The organism is Arthrobacter sp. CG_A4 (genome assembly GCF_035985125.1).
Lineage (GTDB): Bacteria > Actinomycetota > Actinomycetes > Actinomycetales > Micrococcaceae > Arthrobacter.
The window spans coordinates 1-17,388 of record NZ_JAXCID010000040.1; the positions used below are offsets into that span (position 1 = coordinate 1).

Sequence of the window (17,388 nt, forward strand, 5' to 3'; positions counted from 1 at the left end):
GCCGCACTCGCCCTGATCATGCTCGCCTGCGGACCCGTCAGAATCGAGCTCCCATACCAGAGATAACGGAACCCACATCTCTGTCAGGAGAGCCTGAAGTTCGTCACATAGACATGCTTCCCGTCTGGAGATACCTTGATGCCTTGCCTCGGCTGGGAAAAACCTGTGATAACGTCGGTCAGCTTCCGTGCCTTGAGATCTACGACTGTGACCGAGCTATGTGCCTGATTGTTCACATACATGGTGTTTCCATCCGGACTTACCGCAGTTCCGAATGCTCCTGGTCCAACAACGATTTCATCCTGCAACGTGTAGTCCACCGTGCTGTAAAAACGGAGGGTTCCGAGGCTGCTGTCAGAGACCACAAATTGCGAGCCGTCATTAATAAACACAATATTTCGCGGCGTGCCAAAGCCACCAATTCTCTTGCTCAGTCCACCTTCAACCAAGTCATAGATCAGGAGTGACTTTTCGCGGCTGTCCGATACTACTGCGGTTTTCTCATCCGGGCTTACCGCAAGGGAGTTATTGGTAATGTCGGCATCAAATCTGAGTCTACTGTCTTCGGTCACCGCCGGCACCGAACTGTCCGAAGCACCGGTGGGCGAGGATTTCGTGCCACGGGTGCTGTCTATTGAGGCGTCGCAGCACGTAGAGGCTAGCGCGATCAGAGATATCGCAGCCAAGGTTATACTTATTCGTTTTTTCATGAAGTGCGGCTCCCGTGGGTCTATTTGAGATCAGGATCGAATTTTCACCTGAGTCACCTAGGATAGTTTGACTGACGTGCCTGCCCGATTCTTGAGAGAAAGTATTCATGGCATCTGCCGGCTAAAAAACCAAACGATCACGCCAATAACATAGATCTTCCCGGATCGAGGTGAAAGCCCCGCTGGAAAGATTGTTCATGACACCATCCGGGATGCACTGACTAACAGAATACAAACTTGATAGTTCTTCGCGTTTCGGAACCCGCGGCCAATACGCCTGATGTTTGACCATCGTGTTTGCCGCCCCGACCTTGGCCGTGGCGACCCGCGTTTTAATCAATTTCTCGATCTCGGGCCACCATCGGTTCACCCTGGCCCACAGGCCTGTCGTTTAGCTGCATCAACTGCAGCGACCTAGGCGGAAAAGAAGTCTCCGGCCGCCCGCAGATCGCCGATTTCGACGGTTTGAACTTCAGTCGCAAGGCCTTTCCGGAAAGCCGACCCCGTCCGGTGGGGTGCCATCAGCTCTCCTGCGTGGGGATATCACGCCGCGGTTGCAGGCCCGTGCAACGTGTTCGCCGTGGCCAACTACGACGTCGTGCTACTTGGGGGCGCCTAAAATGTGGAACGGGATCGTTGTAATCTGGGACGCGACTCCTATGGTTTCGAGATCCTGTGCGCCTATCGTTCCATCGCCGTTTGCGTCCGGCACGACGCTCGGGGCATCGTCGTAGATGCCGTCGTGGTTGAGGTCGGCGATCACGGCGACGGTCAGGGTGGTATCCACGTCCTGGCCGGCAATAGGGGCCCCGACAAGCCAGGAATCCCAGATTTCATCCCCCTTTTTCGAGCGGTCGGTCACGCCGGTGAGATTGAACAGGTTGGCCAGATTCGTGCCGGGACCGGAGAAGCCCTTGATGGTGGAGGTGGTGGTGGAGGCGAGTACAACGAGGCCGGGCAGGCGATCATCCTGACCGGTGGAGAACGACCCGGGAAAGGGTGCCGTGTTTGCATGTGCGGCAGGCCCGGTGAGCTGCAGACCGGTGAAGCCGGCCGCGGCCAGTCCGCCTTCGTACTGCACACGCAGATCAACGAACCAGCCAGCACCAGCGATCCCGGCGTTATCGCCCTTTCCAGGGGCTAACACCTCGATCTCCACTGGATGCTTTTTCGATGCGGCAGGGACAGATTTCTCCGACGTCGGACTCGCACTTGCAGCGCCGGCCACAATTGCGCCCAACACCCCCACGGAGCCAACAACAGCGGCAATTCGACGGTTCCTGATTTTTATCATGATTCTTCCTCAGCTCGGCTTATAGATAGAGAAATGATTATTGCGGCGCCAAAGACCGGCTCCAGCCATAACGACGAGGGATCAGGCCGGATCGTTCACTAGCGACCGGGCTCTCGCCGCCCTACTCGGGCCAGGCGGGCTCCGTTCGATGAGCACGACGAACTCCGAAGGGGTCGACATGCTCAAGCCGCAGCCAAACGGGCGCTCCTGAAAGGGCGTTTCCTTGGCGCCGGAGCTCAACGGTGACCGGCCAGCTTCCCTCTCATTTACTGTTGGGAAGTGTCGCTGACTAGGCCAGCTTCATGGGTCAACCATTGGCGTGTCGCCGCGTACCTTTCGAGGTGATCGAGCCTCCACTGTTTGCCGGAGAACTCGACCTGATCGCTTTCAAAGCGGTTCCGGAGGGTTGCTTCGTCCGCGTCCAGCAAGACATAGACCATTTTGATCTTCCAGATCGCTGAAAGTCGCATTCAGCTCTTCCAGCAATCCCGTCGCAACACGGTCTGGCCGGCCACTAAGTGTTTTCCGGTATGCCGATCATTTTCGGGCGGCCACGAACGGGAGGCCGATGGCTTGGCAACATGCCGTTTCCGCCATCAGGGATGATTTGTTCTGGAATCCGGCGTAATTCCAATGGGCCACCAACCGCAAAATCAGTGTTTGTTCACGTCCGAGCCTCGGTGTGCTAAATCGAGATCAGCATCACCGCGCCGTACCCCAGTGCGGCGATGAGGATCCACGAAAGCAGCGCCACGAGAGTACCGCGTAGCCCGGATGTCAGAATCTCTCGCATGCTCACCGCTGACCCCAGGCCGAAGAGTGCTGAGCCTAGCAATACGTCTTGGATCAAGACCCCAAACTCGAGCATTTCCGGGTTCAGCCAGCCCGAGGACCGAAGCGCGATCATCAGGATGAACCCAAGGATAAAGAGCGGCACCAAGGGTGGGAGCTTGGCAGTGGTTGGCCGACTATCGCTATCTGGCTTGATTCTTCGGGCGTAGCGGCGTGTGCCCAGCGCAGCGATAAAAACTATGGGAGCCAACAGCAGGACACGAGTCAGCTTGACCAACAGGGCGGCAGCCAAGGCGGCGGTCCCTGCCACCTGGGATGTGGCTACGACCTGCCCCACATCGTGTACCGAGGCACCAGCCCATTGCCCGAATTGGATTGGGTTGAGGGACAGCGGGGCAATCAGCAGTGGCAGGCAAGCAATGGCGAGGGTTCCGCAAAGGGTCACCAAAGCCACCGGCATGATGGTATCGCCGTGCCGGGTTCGCCGCGCCGCTGCCATCGCTCCAACGGCAGAAGCGCCGCAAATCGAGAAGCCCGCAGCGATCAACAACGGCGTGTCACCAGGAAGCCGGAAGAGCCTGCCCAGAATGTAAGTGCCGGCAAACGCCAGGACGACGACGCCAACAATGATGACGAACGCGGTCCAGCCCAGCCCCAGAACGTCAACCACGCTCAGCTTCAGCCCGAGGAAAACTATCCCAGCACGCATGAAACGCCTTCCAGCAAAATCCAGCCCTGGACGAAGCATCCCCTGCGTGTGTGAACGTACTTTCGGAAGGTTAGCCGCAAGTATTCCCAACGTCACTGCGACGGTCATGGCTGGCAGCGAGGGCACCATGGTGTGGATTCCAAGCGACGCCAAGACCGCCACGGCACAGGCGACGAGTCCGGGCAGCAGTCGTCTTGTCCGCGACTTGGCGGAAAGCGACGCACCGGCAATCATTTGGCTCGTCGACATTCTAATCCGTGACCGTCCCCGGCTCGAGGACCCCGTCGGGTCCGGAATTTTCATGAGAGTCAACAACCACCAGCAGATCGTCGCCTTCGACTTGGGACGCACATGCCACGGCTTTCCGGAGAATTATTCCAGAAACTGGCGCAGATATTTTCATGGTTTCAATGGCTCCCACTGGGTCACAGGCAACTCCCTGCTCGAACGGAAATACGGTAATCGGTGCGTCATCGAGCTCGTGAGCTGCGCGGAAAGCCCGAATGGCAATTTCACCCCGGTTGGCGGCCAATTCCTTTGAATACATGGTTCTCCTTGGCAATTGTTAAGCAGCGAGTGGAAACCCGCGACGAAAGGTCAGCGCGGGAGGCTCGCGGCCGATGAGCGGCGACCCTCGAGCCCTGCCAGTAACCCATCCTCTACATCCAGAAGCTGATCAGATGCGACTTGGCTCGGGGCGAGCCTGCGCGAGCCGGGTACCCGGCCGCCGGCGCCCACAGTGGCTGCGGCCAGATCGGCGAACCTCCGTGCGGCGGCTTCCGGGTCTCCATTGACGTCGGTGCGGCTTGGGTCGATGACAATCAGCAGATGAGCGATGCCCTGTGGCTGTGCGTAACTTTTACGGTCAAAGAAGTCAGGCATGTCCTTGGACAGGGTGGGGCCCACCAGCCCGGCGGTGAGGGCTTCCACCATGAAAGCCAGTGCGAATCCCTTGGCTCCGCCGAGGGGTGAGAGCATTCCGGAGAGTGCTTCGTGGGGATTGGTCGTTGGCTGTCCGTCTGCGTCGAGTGCCCAGCCTTCCGGTAGTTCTTCTCCCCGGTTGGCGTAGGCCGCAATTTTGCCCCGCGCTACGGTGCTTAGTGCCAGGTCGACGATGGCTGGAGCGCCATCCAGGGGGAATCCCGCGGCGATCGGTGACGTTGACAGTAACCGTTTTGTCCCGCCCCAACCGGGAAGGACCGCAGGTCCGCAGGAGACGATGAGTGATGCCATCCCGGCTTCTGCTGCGTCCGCGGCGTAGACGCCCAGGGCGCCGCAATGGCCGGAGTTTCCGATCGCTACGGCAGCGAGTCCGTATTGTTTGGCTTTGGGAACAGCGAGTCCCACGGCTTCGCTGAGTTGCCAGTGGCCGAGGCCGCCACCGCCGTCGAGAACGGTCAGGGCCCCCAAGTCCATGACAGCTTGCAGCTCTGCGTTGGTCGCGTACCCGCCGGCTTCACTGCGGTCCAGATATATGGGAAGTCTTAGCAGCCCGTGCGAGGCAAGTCCCCAGGCATCGGCCAGCGCAAGGGCCCGGGCGACGGCGGCCGCCCTGTGCCGGGGATGACCGACGTCGACGAGAAGATCCGTAGCAAGATTGACCGCGTCTTCAAAGGTGATATTCATCGCGCCACGTCCTGCAGGGGTGTGGCGTGGGCCCCGACGGAGTAGGTCGCCTGATGTCCGCCCAGGATTGTTTCGATCTGCCCGCACAGGATCTGCCCAATGCGCGCTTGCGCCTGGACAGTGATGCCGGCGACGTGTGGAGTCACAATGACGTTCGGGTGCTTTTCGAGCTCACCGGCGATCGGTGGCTCCTCGTGGCGGACATCCAGTCCTGCCCCTCCCAGTGCTCCGGTCCGCAGCGCCTCCAGAAGGGCCGCCTCATCAATGACTTCGCCCCTGCCGACATTGATCACGAGTGCCCCGGGCGGGAGCATGGCCAGGCGCTCGGCATTGAGCAGGTGATGGGTGTCTGAGGTGTGCGGGAGATGAATGCTCAGGACATTCGCTGCGCTGAGCACGTCCTCCAACGGTGCCAGTCGGATGCCGATCGTGGCGAGGTCCGGGTGATCCGGGTCGACGAAGGGATCGTAGGCGATGACGTCCATCCCCAATGCCCGTGCCAGCCGTGCGGTGGCGCGGGCTGTTGCCCCCGCGGACAGGAGGCCCCAGGTGCGTCCCCCCAATTCCTGGGTGGGAATCCGGTCCCAGCATCCTGTTCTCGTGAGGGCGCTGGAAGCGATGAGGTTCTTGGAGAGGGCCAGGGCAAGTGTAAGGGTGTGCTCAGCCACGCTGAGTGCGTTGGCTCCAAGTGGCGCTATGACCACGATGCCAGCCCGGTCAGCGGCGGCCAAGTCGATGTTGTCCAGGCCAACCCCGGCGCGGGCCACTACCTTCAGGTGGGGTGCGGCCCGTAGGAATTCCTCGTTGACTTGGGTCCGGTTGCGGACGATTACGGCCTCGGCATCAGCGAGAAGTTGCTGCAGGCGATAAGGAGAACTCCAGGCTTCCGGTTCTCGGATCATGCTCCAGTTGCGTGCTAGTTCATCGTAAGCAGACCCGGTGACGGCTTCCGTGATTACTATCCTGCTCATGGGTTTTTCCCTTGATCGGCTGGGCCGGTGAGTTTCATGACCGCAACGACGTCTTCGTTGCCAAAGCCGCGGGCGGAGACCGCCATCAGTTGGGACAGGGCCGCGGCGCCCACTGGCACGGGAATCTGCCAGTTCAGGGCTGACTCGACCGCCAGGCGGACGTCTTTCGCGGCGAGGTTTACACCGAAGCGCGGCGTCCAGTCCTGCTCTAGCATCCAGGGGAGCCGCACTTCGCTCTGGAAGGATTTGGCCCCCGTATCTGCAAGCGCCTCGGTGAACATTTCCGGGGAAATTCCTGCTTTTAGTGCGATGGCCAACCCTTCCGCCAAAATTGCGACGTTGGACATGCCGATGAAATTGGATACGAGTTTGAAGGCTGTCGCGGCCTCCACGGTGCCAAAGTTGTAGGTCTTCTCGCCCATCCGCTCCAGCATTGGATCAAGACGGGCGACGGTGTCTTGGTCGCCGCCGATGAAGAGCGGGATTTCTCCGTTCTCGGCGTGCCCTGGTGTTTTCCCCAGCGGGCAGGCTATGAAAATTCTGCCGGCGTCCTGGGAAAGTTGCAGTGCCGTGGCGGCTGTCTGCGGGTCGATTGTGGAGATGTCGACGATCACCGTTCCCTCTGCCAGGACCGGGAGCAGCTGTCGGATGGTTTCGAGGACCAGCCGGGTGGTGGGGAGACTGGTCAGGACAACGTCGGCTCCCTCGGTTGCTGCGTGCATGTTGGCGGATGGGATCGCTCCGGCGGCTTCACATCTCGCCATTGCTTCGGTGGAGGGGTCATAGACCGTCACCGTGAACTCGGTGCTTGTTGCGAGCCGGCGGGCGACGGCGCCGCCCATGTTACCGACGCCAATGCAGGTGATTTTCATATCAGTGTCCTTTCGTAGTGCTGCTGATGGAGGCCGTCTCTGTCGCGGCATCGTCGGCTTCGTAGTCTTCGGCGTCGACATCGACTTTGGTGGGATCCCAGCGGATTGCCAGCAGGGCGACGATGGCGACGGCCGGTGCGATGGCCACAATCCAGAACACTCCAGTGCCGAACGCCTTGGAGAGGATCGGGAAGACTAGGAGTGAGATGGTGGATCCGACTCGCAGAATGGCCTGGCCAAAGCCGGCGCCGGTGCCTCGCAGGGATGTCGGGTAGCTCATAGTTGCCATGGTCATTCCTTGGGCGCCCGGTCCGGCGCTGTGGAAGAAGACAAAGGCGCCGAGCAGGAGTCCGACGAAGATGCCCATGCTGTCAGAGGTTGGCTGACCGATGAAGCCCAGACATATGAGCGCCGCAAATGTCATGAGGAACCCGATCAGGGACAGTGCCCAGGAGCCCATTTTCTGGACCAGCTTCACGCCGAGGAAGCCGCCCGTGACGCCGAAGACAACGTTGAAGAGCAGTGGCATGGTGATGGTGTTGAGGCGGTCCAGGGACAGGAAGACGCCCACGATGAAGGGGAGGTAGAAACCGACGGCGTAGTACTGCATGGACTGGCAGGCGCCCACGATTCCGGCCAGAATGGTTCGGCCGCGGTACTTCGGGGTAAAGAGCTTTTTGTAGCTCGCCAGCGAGGCCTTCGGCTGGACCGGTGGGTAAACCAGCTCGTGCTCCGGTGCCAGTTCGGCGTCGGCGTTGTAGGCATTCTTCAGGATGCGGACTGCTCCGGCGAGGTCGCCCTGGTTTGCAGCCCAGGAAGCCGACTCGTCCATATATTTCCGCCGGACAAGCAGCACGACAATGGCCGGAATCGCTCCGAAGCCGACGGCCCAGCGCCACAGGTCCGCATGCGCTGATTCAGGAACCAGGAAGTAGAGCGGAATCAGCACGGCGAAGCTTGCTGCCGTGGCAATATACCACATGGGTTGCCAGAGCGTGACCCTGCCACCCTTTCCCTTGCGGGCTGAGTATTCAGCGAGGAAGGCCAGTGCCACCGGGAAGTCCAGACCAATGCCCACACCCATGAGAAAACGGAAGAAGGTCAGTGATTCTGCATTCCAGGCAAGGGCGCAAGCGATCGCGGCGCCGACAAAAAGCACCATGTCCGCCATGAACATTTTGTAACGGCCGATCCGGTCCACGAGATATCCTCCGAAGACCGCTCCTAAGATGGCTCCGAACATGATGGAGGCCGCAACGATGCCTTCACCAAGGGGCGTCAGATTGTACGTGGCACTGATGTCTTTCAGGCCGAAGGCTATGGCGGTGAAATCGTAGGCATCTATGAATATGCCGCCGAGGGCAATAAGAATAATCGCTCGTTCGTTACCGCCCTTGACGGCTCCGGAGTTGACTGCTTCGATGACGTCGCGTGCACTCCGAATGATGATTTTGGTTTTTGTCATGACATTCTCCGGCTCGTTGGTACCGAACTATATTCCGATGGACAGATAACGGGACTCTTCAAATTCTTCGAGGCCATGACTTCCTCCTTCGCGACCCAGGCCAGATTGCTTGGTCCCGCCCATAGGGGCGAAAGGCACCGAGGGGAGAGCGTGGTTGATGCCTGTGATGCCAACATCCAGCTGTTCGGCCACACGCCAGATCCGTGACTGGTCCCGGGTGTAGACGTAGCCAGCGAGTCCCAGCTCCGTGGCGTTGGCCTGTGCAAGGACTTCAGCTTCGTCCTCGAAGCTGAAAATGGCGGCTGCCGGCCCGAAGACTTCCTCGCTCGCCAGATCCACGTGGTCAGGAACGCCGGTCAGGAGCGCAGGTGCGCAGAACGCGCCGGAGGGAAGATCGAAATCTCGCGTGATTTTCCGGGCGCCGGCACCGATAGCCTCGTCCACCATCTTGTTGACGGATTGAACACGCCGGTCATCGATGCATGCTGCGAGGTCTGGGACATTCTTGTCCAGCCCGTCGCCTACCGTCATGGCATCGACGGCGGCAGCGAAACGCGCCGTGAATTCGTCGAACACTGATGCGTGGACAAAGAACCTGTTGGCCCCGATGCAGGACTGTCCGGTGTTGCGGAACTTAGCGAGCATCGCCCCGGTGACGGCGGCGTCAAGATCAGCATCGTCGAAGACGATAAAGGGTGCGTTACCGCCGAGCTCCAGCAGGGGACGGACCACGCGGCGGCTGGCCTTTTCCATTATTCCTCTGCCGACCTCGGTGGATCCGGTAAAGGTGACCACCCTGACTGCTGGATGGTTGAGGTACGCGTCGGTGGCGGCGGCAGCGGGTCCGTGGACCAGGTTGACTGTTCCGGCGGGAAGCCCAGCGTCGGTAAGGCAGCGAATGAGTTCGGTGACCGCCAAGGGCGCCTGTTCAGAGACTCGTGCCACTACAGTGCAGCCCGCGGCCAGCGCCGGGGCGAGCTTCCGCGCCTGGATGGAGCAGGGGAAATTCCATGGCGTGAGGCTTGCCACCACTCCGGCAGGACGACGCAGGGTCATATGTCGGCGGTCGGATGCTTCGTTCGGCAGAACACTGCCGCTGGGGCGGCGGATTTCTTCTGCGAACCAGCGGAAGTACTCGGCCGAGAAACTCACTTCGCCCACGGCTTCCGGCTTGCGTTTGCCGGCCTCGCGGGCCAGAAGGGTGCCGATCTCCTCGGCTCTTCCGGCTATCAGGTCCGCTGCCCTGTGCAACAGCGATGACCTACTCCGGGCCGGCAGATCAGACCAGGCGGACAAAGCGGCGGCGGCGGCATCCGCGGCTGCCTCCGCTTCTGCGGCTCCTCCGTATGCAACGCGTCCGACCACGGACCCGTCCACCGGGTTCAGTACATCCTTGTGGTCCTTCGTGTCCTGCCAGACACCGTCTATCAGAATACTTGGCTTCATTGACATGTCTTCTGTTCCTCTTCGCATTCGCTGTAGCAGTGGGTAGCGGGAGGGAGCCCCAATGCCCCCTCCCGCCAGGTGTCAGGCGCTGGGGTACAGCCTGGTCATGACGAACTCCTTGTGCCCCATTACCTCGGCACAGGTGAGACGTCCGTTGACTGTCCGTTCGACGACTTCCATCAGACGATCGCCGGCCTCGCTGAGGTCGTATTCACGCCGAAGCAACCCAGAACAGTCAAGATCCATGTGCTCGCCCATGGTGTCCGCCGTGATGGGGTTGGCTGTCAGTTTGATCACGGGCTCGATCGGGTTTCCGATGACGTTGCCCTGACCTGTCGGAAAAAGGTGCAGTACCGCCCCGGCCGCTGCCATCAGGGTGATGCACTCTGCTGCCGCCGAGGATGTGTCCATGAAGTACAGCCCAGGCCCGGAGTTCGGAACTTCCGCGGACTCCAGGGCGCCGACAACGGGTTTGGTTCCCGTCTTGGCGATGTTGCCCATGGCCTTCTCTTCAATCGTGGACAAGCCGCCCGTGATGTTACCCTGGGTCGGCTGCGACCCAAGGAGGTTGGCGCCCGTTTTTTCCACCATGTCGATGTAGTTGTCGTAGATCGACTGGAACTTCTGGCGTACATCGTCGTTGACACACCGCTCCGCGATCAGGTGCTCTCCGCCGGTGAGTTCAGTGGTTTCGCCGAAGAACACTGTTCCGCCCGCGTCGACCCAGCGGTCCACAGCTTCGGACGTCGTGGGGCAGGAGCCTAGACCACTTGTTGTGTCGGATTCCCCGCATTTGATTGACATGACAATCTCACGCAGTTCAACGGGCTCACGGACCATTTCGGAGTCAGCCTGCAGGAACGCTGCCGCGACCCGCGCTGCCTTCTCGATGGTCTTCAGGTCCCCGTTGCGTTCGATGGAGAATCCCTGGACCTTCTTGCCGGTCTTGGCGATGCCCTCCACGATACGTTCGGTCCAGTTCGGCTCGATACCAATGACCACCACGGACGCGACGTTGGCGTTTGATCCGGTGCCGATAAGCGTGCGGAAGGTCAGGTCCAAGTCCGGCCCGAACTGCAGGCGGCCATAGGCATGGGGAAGTGCCAACGTCCCGGGGATTACCTTTGCCACGGCTTCCGCTGCGGCGTTGGAGAGGTCGTCAACCGGAAGGATGACCGTGTAGTTTCTGATGCCGACTGAACCGTCTTCCCGACGGTATCCGGTCAGGCCACGCTGTTCTGCCACCGGGCGCTCCTAATGTTGTGGATGTGTACGCATGAACCCTTGGCGATCTTCTCGGTGGTCACACCGACCCGGAGGCCGTATTCAATAACGTCCTGTCCTGCTTCGAGATCGACAAGTGCCAGCTTGTGTCCCAGCGGGATGCGGTGGAGCACGTCAAGGGTGATTGACGCGGGACCACGAAGGTAGCCGCCCTCGATCGATCCCGGTTCCAGGTCCCGCACTGCTACAGCAACAACATCGCCGTCGTAGTGTGCCAGGAAACCCGGCTCCCTAGATTCTTCTGTCATGATTCCTCCTTAGTGGTAAGAGGTCTTGCCTCTTGGGGAAAGAGTCTGCCACGGTGTGATCCAGATCGCAAGGAGTTTGTGGGTCAAATCCGAGAAGAGGTAAGGTGGTAAGACCTAATTTGGAAGACAAGGGGAACACTGTGAACACTTCGGAAACGTGGGCGCCTGTGCGTCAGGGCACCATTTCAAGTCTGATATCGCAGCGGATCCTTGAGGTGATTGAAGAGAATAAGATGCAGCCTGGTGACCGGCTTCCACCCGAACGCAACCTCGCTGCATTGCTGGGAGTGGGCCGCCCATCCCTTCGGGAGGCCCTTCACTCCCTCAAGGCACAAGGGAAAATCGAGATCCGCCATGGATCCGGCGTGTTCGTGGCGCAACCCGAGACAGCACGCAACCTGCGCGCTGCACTTTATGCCGAAGAGGTTGATCTGGAAGAACTTTTCGACATGCGCGAAGTTCTCGAATTGGCTGCGGCTGGCTGGGCGGCGGACAAAGCCGATCCCGAAAAGCTCAAGGCCGTGGAAGCTGCCTATGAGGCAGTAACCGCCGCCAGCCTTGAGCCCGAAGTTGACTGGGATCGACTTCAGGAGCTGGATGCGGCATTCCACCTTCGAATTGTTGAGGCCGCGGGCAACCGCTTCCTTGCCCGGATTCAGGGCGTACTTCAGGAAATCATCTCCCAGGGCTTGGACACGACTCTCCGAGTTCCGGGCAGGATAGAGAAGTCACGGGAAGATCATGCCCGCATCCTGGCCGCCCTTATAGCTGGCGATTCTTCAGCCGCGCGCCGGGCTGTAAAAGCCCACATTGGTGGAGCACGCAAAGCCGCCTTGAACCGGCGACGTGACGAACTCGCCGCCATCAAAGGGGATTAGACCCCCGATCCCAGTCTCCCCGACGTTCTTGTGCAGTCGACTGCACAAGAATTTCAGCCATGCGATCTCGCACGCTCCGACGATTTTGGAAGTTCGAGTTAAACGCTCGCCTACAGAACCTGTGCCCGGTGTCATCTCCAGACATCCCTGACGTCCGGGCCAGTGCTGCAGAAGACCCGCCTGCCTTGGCAGTACTGGTTTGGGCCGCGTCCCTTATGACTGCGAGCACGCCGGGGATCTCGGCGGTGCAGTTGCAGCGGCAGCTCGGACTAGGCCGCTGGGTGAGTGCGTGGACGAGGCTGCACAAACTGCGGCGTGCCACGCGGCACCCACTGCGCCGTCAGCAATTAGCATCTCCAGGTCTACCTGGATAAATTAGTCCTCCGCTGCACCGAAGCGCACCGCTGCCGCCTGCGGCGTCGGGGCGTGACCGCCGAAACCCTGCGTGGAGCATGCGCTCCGGGCCCGGGCCTGAAGATCAGGCCCGACGGCCACTTCAAAACTGTGCTGCTCGACAGCGAGGGCTGCCGGACGCCGTCCCGCGGGGCCGTCCTGGGCCTCGGCCTGCCCAGGCTCAGTTCACCGCCCGGAAATCCCTAAACGCCCCCGTCGCCCGGGAGACCGATTCGTCCACGTTCTCCACCCTTCCCGGGGCCGCCGGCGAGCGCAGCCAGCGCCGGAGCTCAAGGATGGCCGTTTGCGGTCCCTCCGCCACAATGCCGACCGAGCCGTCGTCGTTATTCCTGACCGTGCCCTTCAGCCCGAGCTCCTCGGCCTTACGCACCGTGCGGTAGCGGAAGCCGACCGCCTGCACCGCTCCGTCCACCCTCGCCGTGAGCCGAACCCAATCCCCGGCATCCCTCGCTGGAAACTTAGCCATGATCCCAATGTAGCGCCCGCCGCGGGCGTCACCAGCAGCGAAGGATCGTTGATGACAATGGGACTTTTGCCCCTTACTCCCCGCCGCCCTCAGCAGTCAGGCTGGGCAGGAACGTTGCGGGGACCTGTCGAGCAAACGGCATCGCACCTGGATGTGCCCTACCCGCCCGCAGCGCTGCGTGGCCCGAAAGGACAAGACGATGGCTGGACAATTCGACATCTTCACGGACGCCGAGGCGAACGTCCGGTTCCGCCTGCTCGGGGCGGACGGAACCGTGCTGGCCATTTCCAAGGCCTACGACGACAAACGGGCAGCGGCGGAGGGCATCATGGAAGTGCGCGAGTGCGCCGGCACCGGCCTGATCAAGGAGACCCGCTCCAACGCCTGGGGCGGGACTGGCTGGACACGCACAGGGCTGCCGACGCCGGCGCACCGCCGGCACCGGCACTTCCCCGCCGTCTAGGCAGGGCATGGGGTAGGCGTCCGGACGGGGCGGTCGGGGCCGGATCAAGCACAGCGGCAGTATCCCGACGCCGGCCCCTGAGTTTTGGGGACACGCCTACCGGGCCGTCTGCTGGCCCCCGAGGAACTTCCTGATCTCCTCGGCCATGCGCTTCGCCTGGGTCCAGTGCAGGTAGTGGCCGGCGGCGAGGGGGATGATCTCGTGGCGTTTGACGTTCTTCAGCAGGTCCTTCAGCGACTCCGTCTTCGTCGCTTCCTCCGCCGATCCGGCACCGGAGACGAACGTCAGCACGGGCCGGCCGTCGGGGTAGCGGACTCCGCGGAGGTCCGAGGCATTGTTCCCGATCCGGGCCGTCTCGTCGGCGACAGCGTCGTTGCCGAAATTCCAGCTCGTCATCAGCCGCATGCGTTCGCGTTCCTCCGCGGTAAACCCATCGCCGTCCGGTTCCTCCAGTCCCGGCGCGACGGCAAGGATGACCCGCACCACGCCCGTGACGGAGAGGATCCGCGCCAGGCCAACACCACCAGATTGCACCTCAACAGGCCCGCTCTTGGCCGCCGGAACGGTGGGGTGGATCCCGATCACGGCCGACATTTCCGCGGGCTAACGGTTGGTGTAGTCCAGCATGTAGAAACCGGCGATCGAATGCCCGGCCAGGACATACGGCCGGGCGAGGCCAAGCTTTCCGAGGGCCTCGTGAAGCTCGGTGCTATGTTTTTTGTTGGTCCGCTCGCTGGCGCTCAGGTCGCTGTAGCCGTAGCCGAATCCCTCCACAACGGTGACGTTGAAGTCGCCCAGCTCCCGGATCAGCGGGGCGAAGTCCAGCACGGGGGCAGCCGTGCCCAGGCCGCTGAGGAGCACAATCGACTGGCCGGCATGGCCGTTACGGTACACATTGACCGATCCGCCGGTGATAGCGATTCTTTCGCCGTAGGGGTGATGCTTGCCCGCTCCTGCCGCTCAAGAATTACGTTGGCCGCCGTCGAGACCAGTCCCAGCCCGACGGCGATCAGTGCCGCTATAGCGATGCCCCTTAGGGCCTCCGGCGCTTCTTCGGCCGGCCTCCCGCAGCGGAATTGACAGCGGGATCCCCAGTAGGAACCGGTGAGGAAGCGTCACTGCGACGAGGATTCATCCTCATGGCGACCCTTTCTATGCCTGATGCCAGAACTAAAAGTGCTAGAACTAAAAGCCTGACGGCCTCGCATCGTGCCTGGCCGCGTTCCAGAGAAGGACAACCAGCCCTGCTGTCACCGGCGTCCAGATCATTCGTTCAACCAACGACGGCGACGCGAGATTCACCATGGCCCCGACGGCCATCAGGCCAGCCGTCCCGGACACCACCCGCCGGCGCAGGGTAGGCGCGGCCAACGAGGTTCCGGCAGCTGCTGCAAGCACTATGTACACCCCTGACGCCACTGCGCTAGCAGTTCTAAAGGAAGCTGGAAGGACACCCGGATGCGCTCCGCCGTAGGCTGCCGCCCCCCACGGCACCCCCAGGGCGAGGGCTCCTTGAAAGCCGGCCACTCCGAGGAAAAGGAGCGCTGCCGTCTTCCCGGCACGGCTCGCAGGTAACCGGACTGCCACAACCTTCACATCCATCACCGCTTCTTCTTCCGGGTCACGACCACAGCTGGCACTTCCATCTTCCAGAGCTAAACTATCTATTAGATACACTAACCCGGCCAACCCACCGTGGCCAGCAGTTTCACGAAGGAGTCCCAATGGCGCGCTCGGACCAGACCCGGACCGCCGTTCTCGGCGCGCTCAGCATCATGCCAATGTCCGGCTACGCGCTGAGGGAAGAAATCAAAAACACGCTGGGTCACTTCTGGAACGAGAGTTTCGGCCAGATCTATCCCGCCCTCGCGGAGCTGCAGCGCGAGGGGCTGGTGAAGCGCCAGAACGATGTCAGCGGCCGATCCTCGCCCTACGACATCACCGCCGCCGGCACCGCCCGGCTCCGTGAACTGCTGGCCGAGCCGCCGCAGCATAGCAAGCCTCGAAATGGCGTTCTCCTGCGACTCTTCTTTGGCCGCCAGCTTGGACCGGTAGCGTGCCGCCAGCTGGTGTTACAGACGGCAGCCCAGGCCGAACGGCAGCTTGCCGCCATGAAAGAGGCGCGGTCCGAGTTGGCGGGGGGCGAGCTGGGTGCGAACACGCCGTATGCGCTCATCACTATCGCAGCCGGCGAGCACTCCGCCCGGGCCACGATAGATTGGGCGAAGGACGCCCTGGTAGTCCTGGCCAGCTTTAACGAGTCGACTGGTTCTTCACCGGCAGCCTCCCCTGCGGCCTCTCCACCGGTCGAAGTGACGTAATCATCCGCCAGAGATCCTGATCTTCCGTTTCTGCTGCGTTAGACGCGGCCGTGACGCCACCCACGTTGACAGTTCCCCGATTTCAGTTGCCCCCGGAAGCTTGCTAGAGATTAAGCAATGCAAGACTTCCTGATCCCAGCAATGCCCTTCCTTGCCATGGCCTTCGCCGTGGCCGCGGGACTTGTCCTGTCCTGGCTGCTACGCCGGATTGTGCTCCGGCTCAACCGCAAGCAGACCGAGTTGCGGGAGACGTCGCGGGTGGCCCGGCTTCCACTGCGCTTGGCCCTCTGCCTGATCGGTGTGCGAATCGCGCTGGCGATGACCACCGAGGACGTCCAATGGCGCCGCAATGTGGACCACGTCCTGCTGATTGCCCTCATCGCATCCCTGGCCTGGCTGGCCATTGCCGTGCTGCTCATCATCGAGGCCATGGTCCTGGATCGCTACCGGGTGGATGTGGCGGACAACCGCCGTGCCCGGCGGCTCCGCACCCAGGTAATCCTGGCCCGGCGGATCGCCGTCGCCCTGATCGCACTGGTGGCCCTCGGCAGCATGATGCTGACCTTCCCAGCGATCCAGGCCCTCGGCGCCGGGCTGCTGGCCTCCGCCGGCGTGATCTCGATCGTGGCCGGCCTCGCGGCGCAAACCTCCCTGGTCAACGTCTTCGCCGGCATCCAGCTGGCCTTCACCGACGCGATCCGGGTGGACGACGTCGTCGTGGTCCAGAAGGAATGGGGCCGGATCGAGGAGATCACCCTGACCTACGTGGTGGTACACATCTGGGACGACCGCCGGCTGATCCTGCCCTCCACGTACTTCACCACCACCCCGTTTGAAAACTGGACCCGGCGGCAGTCCGAGGTCATGGGCACCGTGGAATTCGACCTCGACTGGCGCGCCCCGGTCGAGGAGATGCGCACCGAGCTGAAGAAGGTCCTCGCCGGAACCGGGCTCTGGGACGAGCGCGTGGGCATCCTCCAGATCACCGACGCGACGGCGGGCTTCGTCCGGGTCCGCATCCTGGTCAGCGCCGCGGACAGCACCTCGCTCTTCGACCTTCGCTGCCTGATCCGGGAGGAACTGGTGCTGTTCCTGCAGCAGGACCACCCGACGGCGCTCCCCCACATCCGCCTCGAATCACTGCCTTCCGCAGGGGCCGGATCCCATACCTCCGGTTCCGCGGCCAAGCGCCCCGGCACGGTGTCCTCCGCCGATGAGCAGCCCCGGCACCACGCGGATCCGCAGGATTCCCAGCTCTTCACCGGCTCGATTGAGGCCTTGGAACGCTCGCGGGCGTTTTCCGGCCCCGGCGAGGACGTGTTTGAGGACCGGGACAAGACCATCGCCGCGCAGAACTAGCGCTGACAGATTTAGCACCGCGCAGAACCAGCACCCGCGGAAGTACTACCGCGGGCTGAAAGGCAGTGGG

At 61.8% G+C, this 17,388-nt stretch carries 19 protein-coding genes and 1 pseudogene; 6 read left to right on the forward strand and 14 right to left on the reverse strand.

The features are described 5' to 3' along the window. Window positions 1-83 precede the first annotated feature (83 nt). The 3 genes from RCH07_RS15135 to RCH07_RS15145 all read right to left on the reverse strand — a co-directional run bounded on the left by RCH07_RS15135 (window position 84) and on the right by RCH07_RS15145 (window position 3,634). A complete protein-coding gene (locus RCH07_RS15135; RefSeq protein ID WP_326968310.1) occupies window positions 84-710 on the reverse strand; it encodes a YncE family protein in 627 nt (208 codons plus the stop codon). A gap of 601 nt (window positions 711-1,311) precedes the next feature. After that, the gene (locus tag RCH07_RS15140; protein WP_326968311.1) at window positions 1,312-2,004 is read right to left on the reverse strand and encodes a hypothetical protein; all 693 of its coding nucleotides are present in this window, start codon (window positions 2,002-2,004) and stop codon (window positions 1,312-1,314) included. A gap of 685 nt (window positions 2,005-2,689) precedes the next feature. Next, a complete protein-coding gene (locus RCH07_RS15145) occupies window positions 2,690-3,634 on the reverse strand; it encodes a YeiH family protein (protein WP_326968312.1) in 945 nt (314 codons plus the stop codon). Here RCH07_RS15145 and RCH07_RS15150 point away from each other — a divergent pair. Beyond that, window positions 3,612-4,046, forward strand: coding sequence for a hypothetical protein (locus RCH07_RS15150; protein ID WP_326968313.1), 435 nt, complete (start codon window positions 3,612-3,614; stop codon window positions 4,044-4,046). The two genes, RCH07_RS15145 and RCH07_RS15150, sit on opposite strands and share 23 nt — an antisense overlap. Before the next feature lie 56 nt (window positions 4,047-4,102). Here RCH07_RS15150 and RCH07_RS15155 read toward each other — a convergent pair whose 3' ends face one another. The 7 genes from RCH07_RS15155 to RCH07_RS15185 form a co-directional block, all read right to left on the reverse strand. Then, window positions 4,103-5,131: an Ldh family oxidoreductase gene (locus tag RCH07_RS15155; RefSeq protein WP_326968314.1), complete on the reverse strand. Its 1,029-nt coding sequence runs from the start codon at window positions 5,129-5,131 to the stop codon at window positions 4,103-4,105. Then, a complete protein-coding gene (locus tag RCH07_RS15160) occupies window positions 5,128-6,102 on the reverse strand; it encodes an NAD(P)-dependent oxidoreductase (protein WP_326968315.1) in 975 nt (324 codons plus the stop codon). The genes RCH07_RS15155 and RCH07_RS15160 overlap by 4 nt, the downstream gene beginning before the upstream one ends. Next, a complete protein-coding gene (locus tag RCH07_RS15165) occupies window positions 6,099-6,974 on the reverse strand; it encodes an NAD(P)-dependent oxidoreductase (RefSeq protein ID WP_326968316.1) in 876 nt (291 codons plus the stop codon). The genes RCH07_RS15160 and RCH07_RS15165 overlap by 4 nt, the downstream gene beginning before the upstream one ends. Before the next feature lies 1 nt (window position 6,975). Beyond that, a complete protein-coding gene (locus tag RCH07_RS15170; protein WP_326968317.1) occupies window positions 6,976-8,439 on the reverse strand; it encodes an MFS transporter in 1,464 nt (487 codons plus the stop codon). A 27-nt stretch (window positions 8,440-8,466) separates the two neighbouring features. After that, window positions 8,467-9,885 carry an NAD-dependent succinate-semialdehyde dehydrogenase gene (locus tag RCH07_RS15175; RefSeq protein ID WP_326968318.1) on the reverse strand — a complete coding sequence of 473 codons (1,419 nt, stop codon included), beginning with the start codon at window positions 9,883-9,885 and terminating at the stop codon, window positions 8,467-8,469. An 81-nt stretch (window positions 9,886-9,966) separates the two neighbouring features. Then, window positions 9,967-11,130, reverse strand: coding sequence for a UxaA family hydrolase (locus RCH07_RS15180; RefSeq protein ID WP_326968319.1), 1,164 nt, complete (start codon window positions 11,128-11,130; stop codon window positions 9,967-9,969). Beyond that, entirely contained in the window at window positions 11,109-11,417 is a 309-nt protein-coding gene (locus RCH07_RS15185; RefSeq protein WP_326968320.1) for a UxaA family hydrolase, read from the reverse strand. The genes RCH07_RS15180 and RCH07_RS15185 overlap by 22 nt, the downstream gene beginning before the upstream one ends. A 140-nt stretch (window positions 11,418-11,557) precedes the next feature. On the opposite strand from RCH07_RS15185, the gene RCH07_RS15190 reads away from it, so the two are divergent. Then, window positions 11,558-12,295: a FadR/GntR family transcriptional regulator gene (locus RCH07_RS15190; protein WP_326968321.1), complete on the forward strand. Its 738-nt coding sequence runs from the start codon at window positions 11,558-11,560 to the stop codon at window positions 12,293-12,295. 120 nt (window positions 12,296-12,415) lie between these two features. Continuing rightward, window positions 12,416-12,645 (forward strand): annotated as a pseudogene (locus tag RCH07_RS15195) (hypothetical protein); the annotation flags it as partial. Between the two features lie 224 nt (window positions 12,646-12,869). Here RCH07_RS15195 and RCH07_RS15200 read toward each other — a convergent pair. Next, window positions 12,870-13,175, reverse strand: coding sequence for an acylphosphatase (locus RCH07_RS15200; protein WP_326968322.1), 306 nt, complete (start codon window positions 13,173-13,175; stop codon window positions 12,870-12,872). Window positions 13,176-13,374: 199 nt separating this feature from the next. Here RCH07_RS15200 and RCH07_RS15205 point away from each other — a divergent pair, with 199 nt between their 5' ends. Continuing rightward, window positions 13,375-13,638 (forward strand): YegP family protein, encoded by a 264-nt coding sequence (locus tag RCH07_RS15205; protein ID WP_326968323.1) that lies wholly within the window; start codon window positions 13,375-13,377, stop codon window positions 13,636-13,638. A gap of 96 nt (window positions 13,639-13,734) precedes the next feature. Here RCH07_RS15205 and RCH07_RS15210 read toward each other — a convergent pair whose 3' ends face one another. The 3 genes from RCH07_RS15210 to RCH07_RS15220 form a co-directional block, all read right to left on the reverse strand. Continuing rightward, complete coding sequence (locus tag RCH07_RS15210; RefSeq protein ID WP_326968324.1) at window positions 13,735-14,232, reverse strand: hypothetical protein; 498 nt, start codon at window positions 14,230-14,232, stop codon at window positions 13,735-13,737. Window positions 14,233-14,241: 9 nt separating this feature from the next. Then, window positions 14,242-14,532: an alpha/beta fold hydrolase gene (locus RCH07_RS15215; RefSeq protein ID WP_326968325.1), complete on the reverse strand. Its 291-nt coding sequence runs from the start codon at window positions 14,530-14,532 to the stop codon at window positions 14,242-14,244. A gap of 291 nt (window positions 14,533-14,823) precedes the next feature. Then, on the reverse strand, window positions 14,824-15,036 hold the full coding sequence (locus RCH07_RS15220; protein WP_326968326.1) for a hypothetical protein: 213 nt from the start codon (window positions 15,034-15,036) through the stop codon (window positions 14,824-14,826). Window positions 15,037-15,362: 326 nt separating this feature from the next. On the opposite strand from RCH07_RS15220, the gene RCH07_RS15225 reads away from it, so the two are divergent. Further along, the gene (locus tag RCH07_RS15225; protein WP_326968327.1) at window positions 15,363-15,959 is read left to right on the forward strand and encodes a PadR family transcriptional regulator; all 597 of its coding nucleotides are present in this window, start codon (window positions 15,363-15,365) and stop codon (window positions 15,957-15,959) included. 117 nt (window positions 15,960-16,076) lie between these two features. Beyond that, complete coding sequence (locus tag RCH07_RS15230; protein WP_326968328.1) at window positions 16,077-17,318, forward strand: mechanosensitive ion channel family protein; 1,242 nt, start codon at window positions 16,077-16,079, stop codon at window positions 17,316-17,318. The last annotated feature ends 70 nt before the right edge of the window (window positions 17,319-17,388 follow it).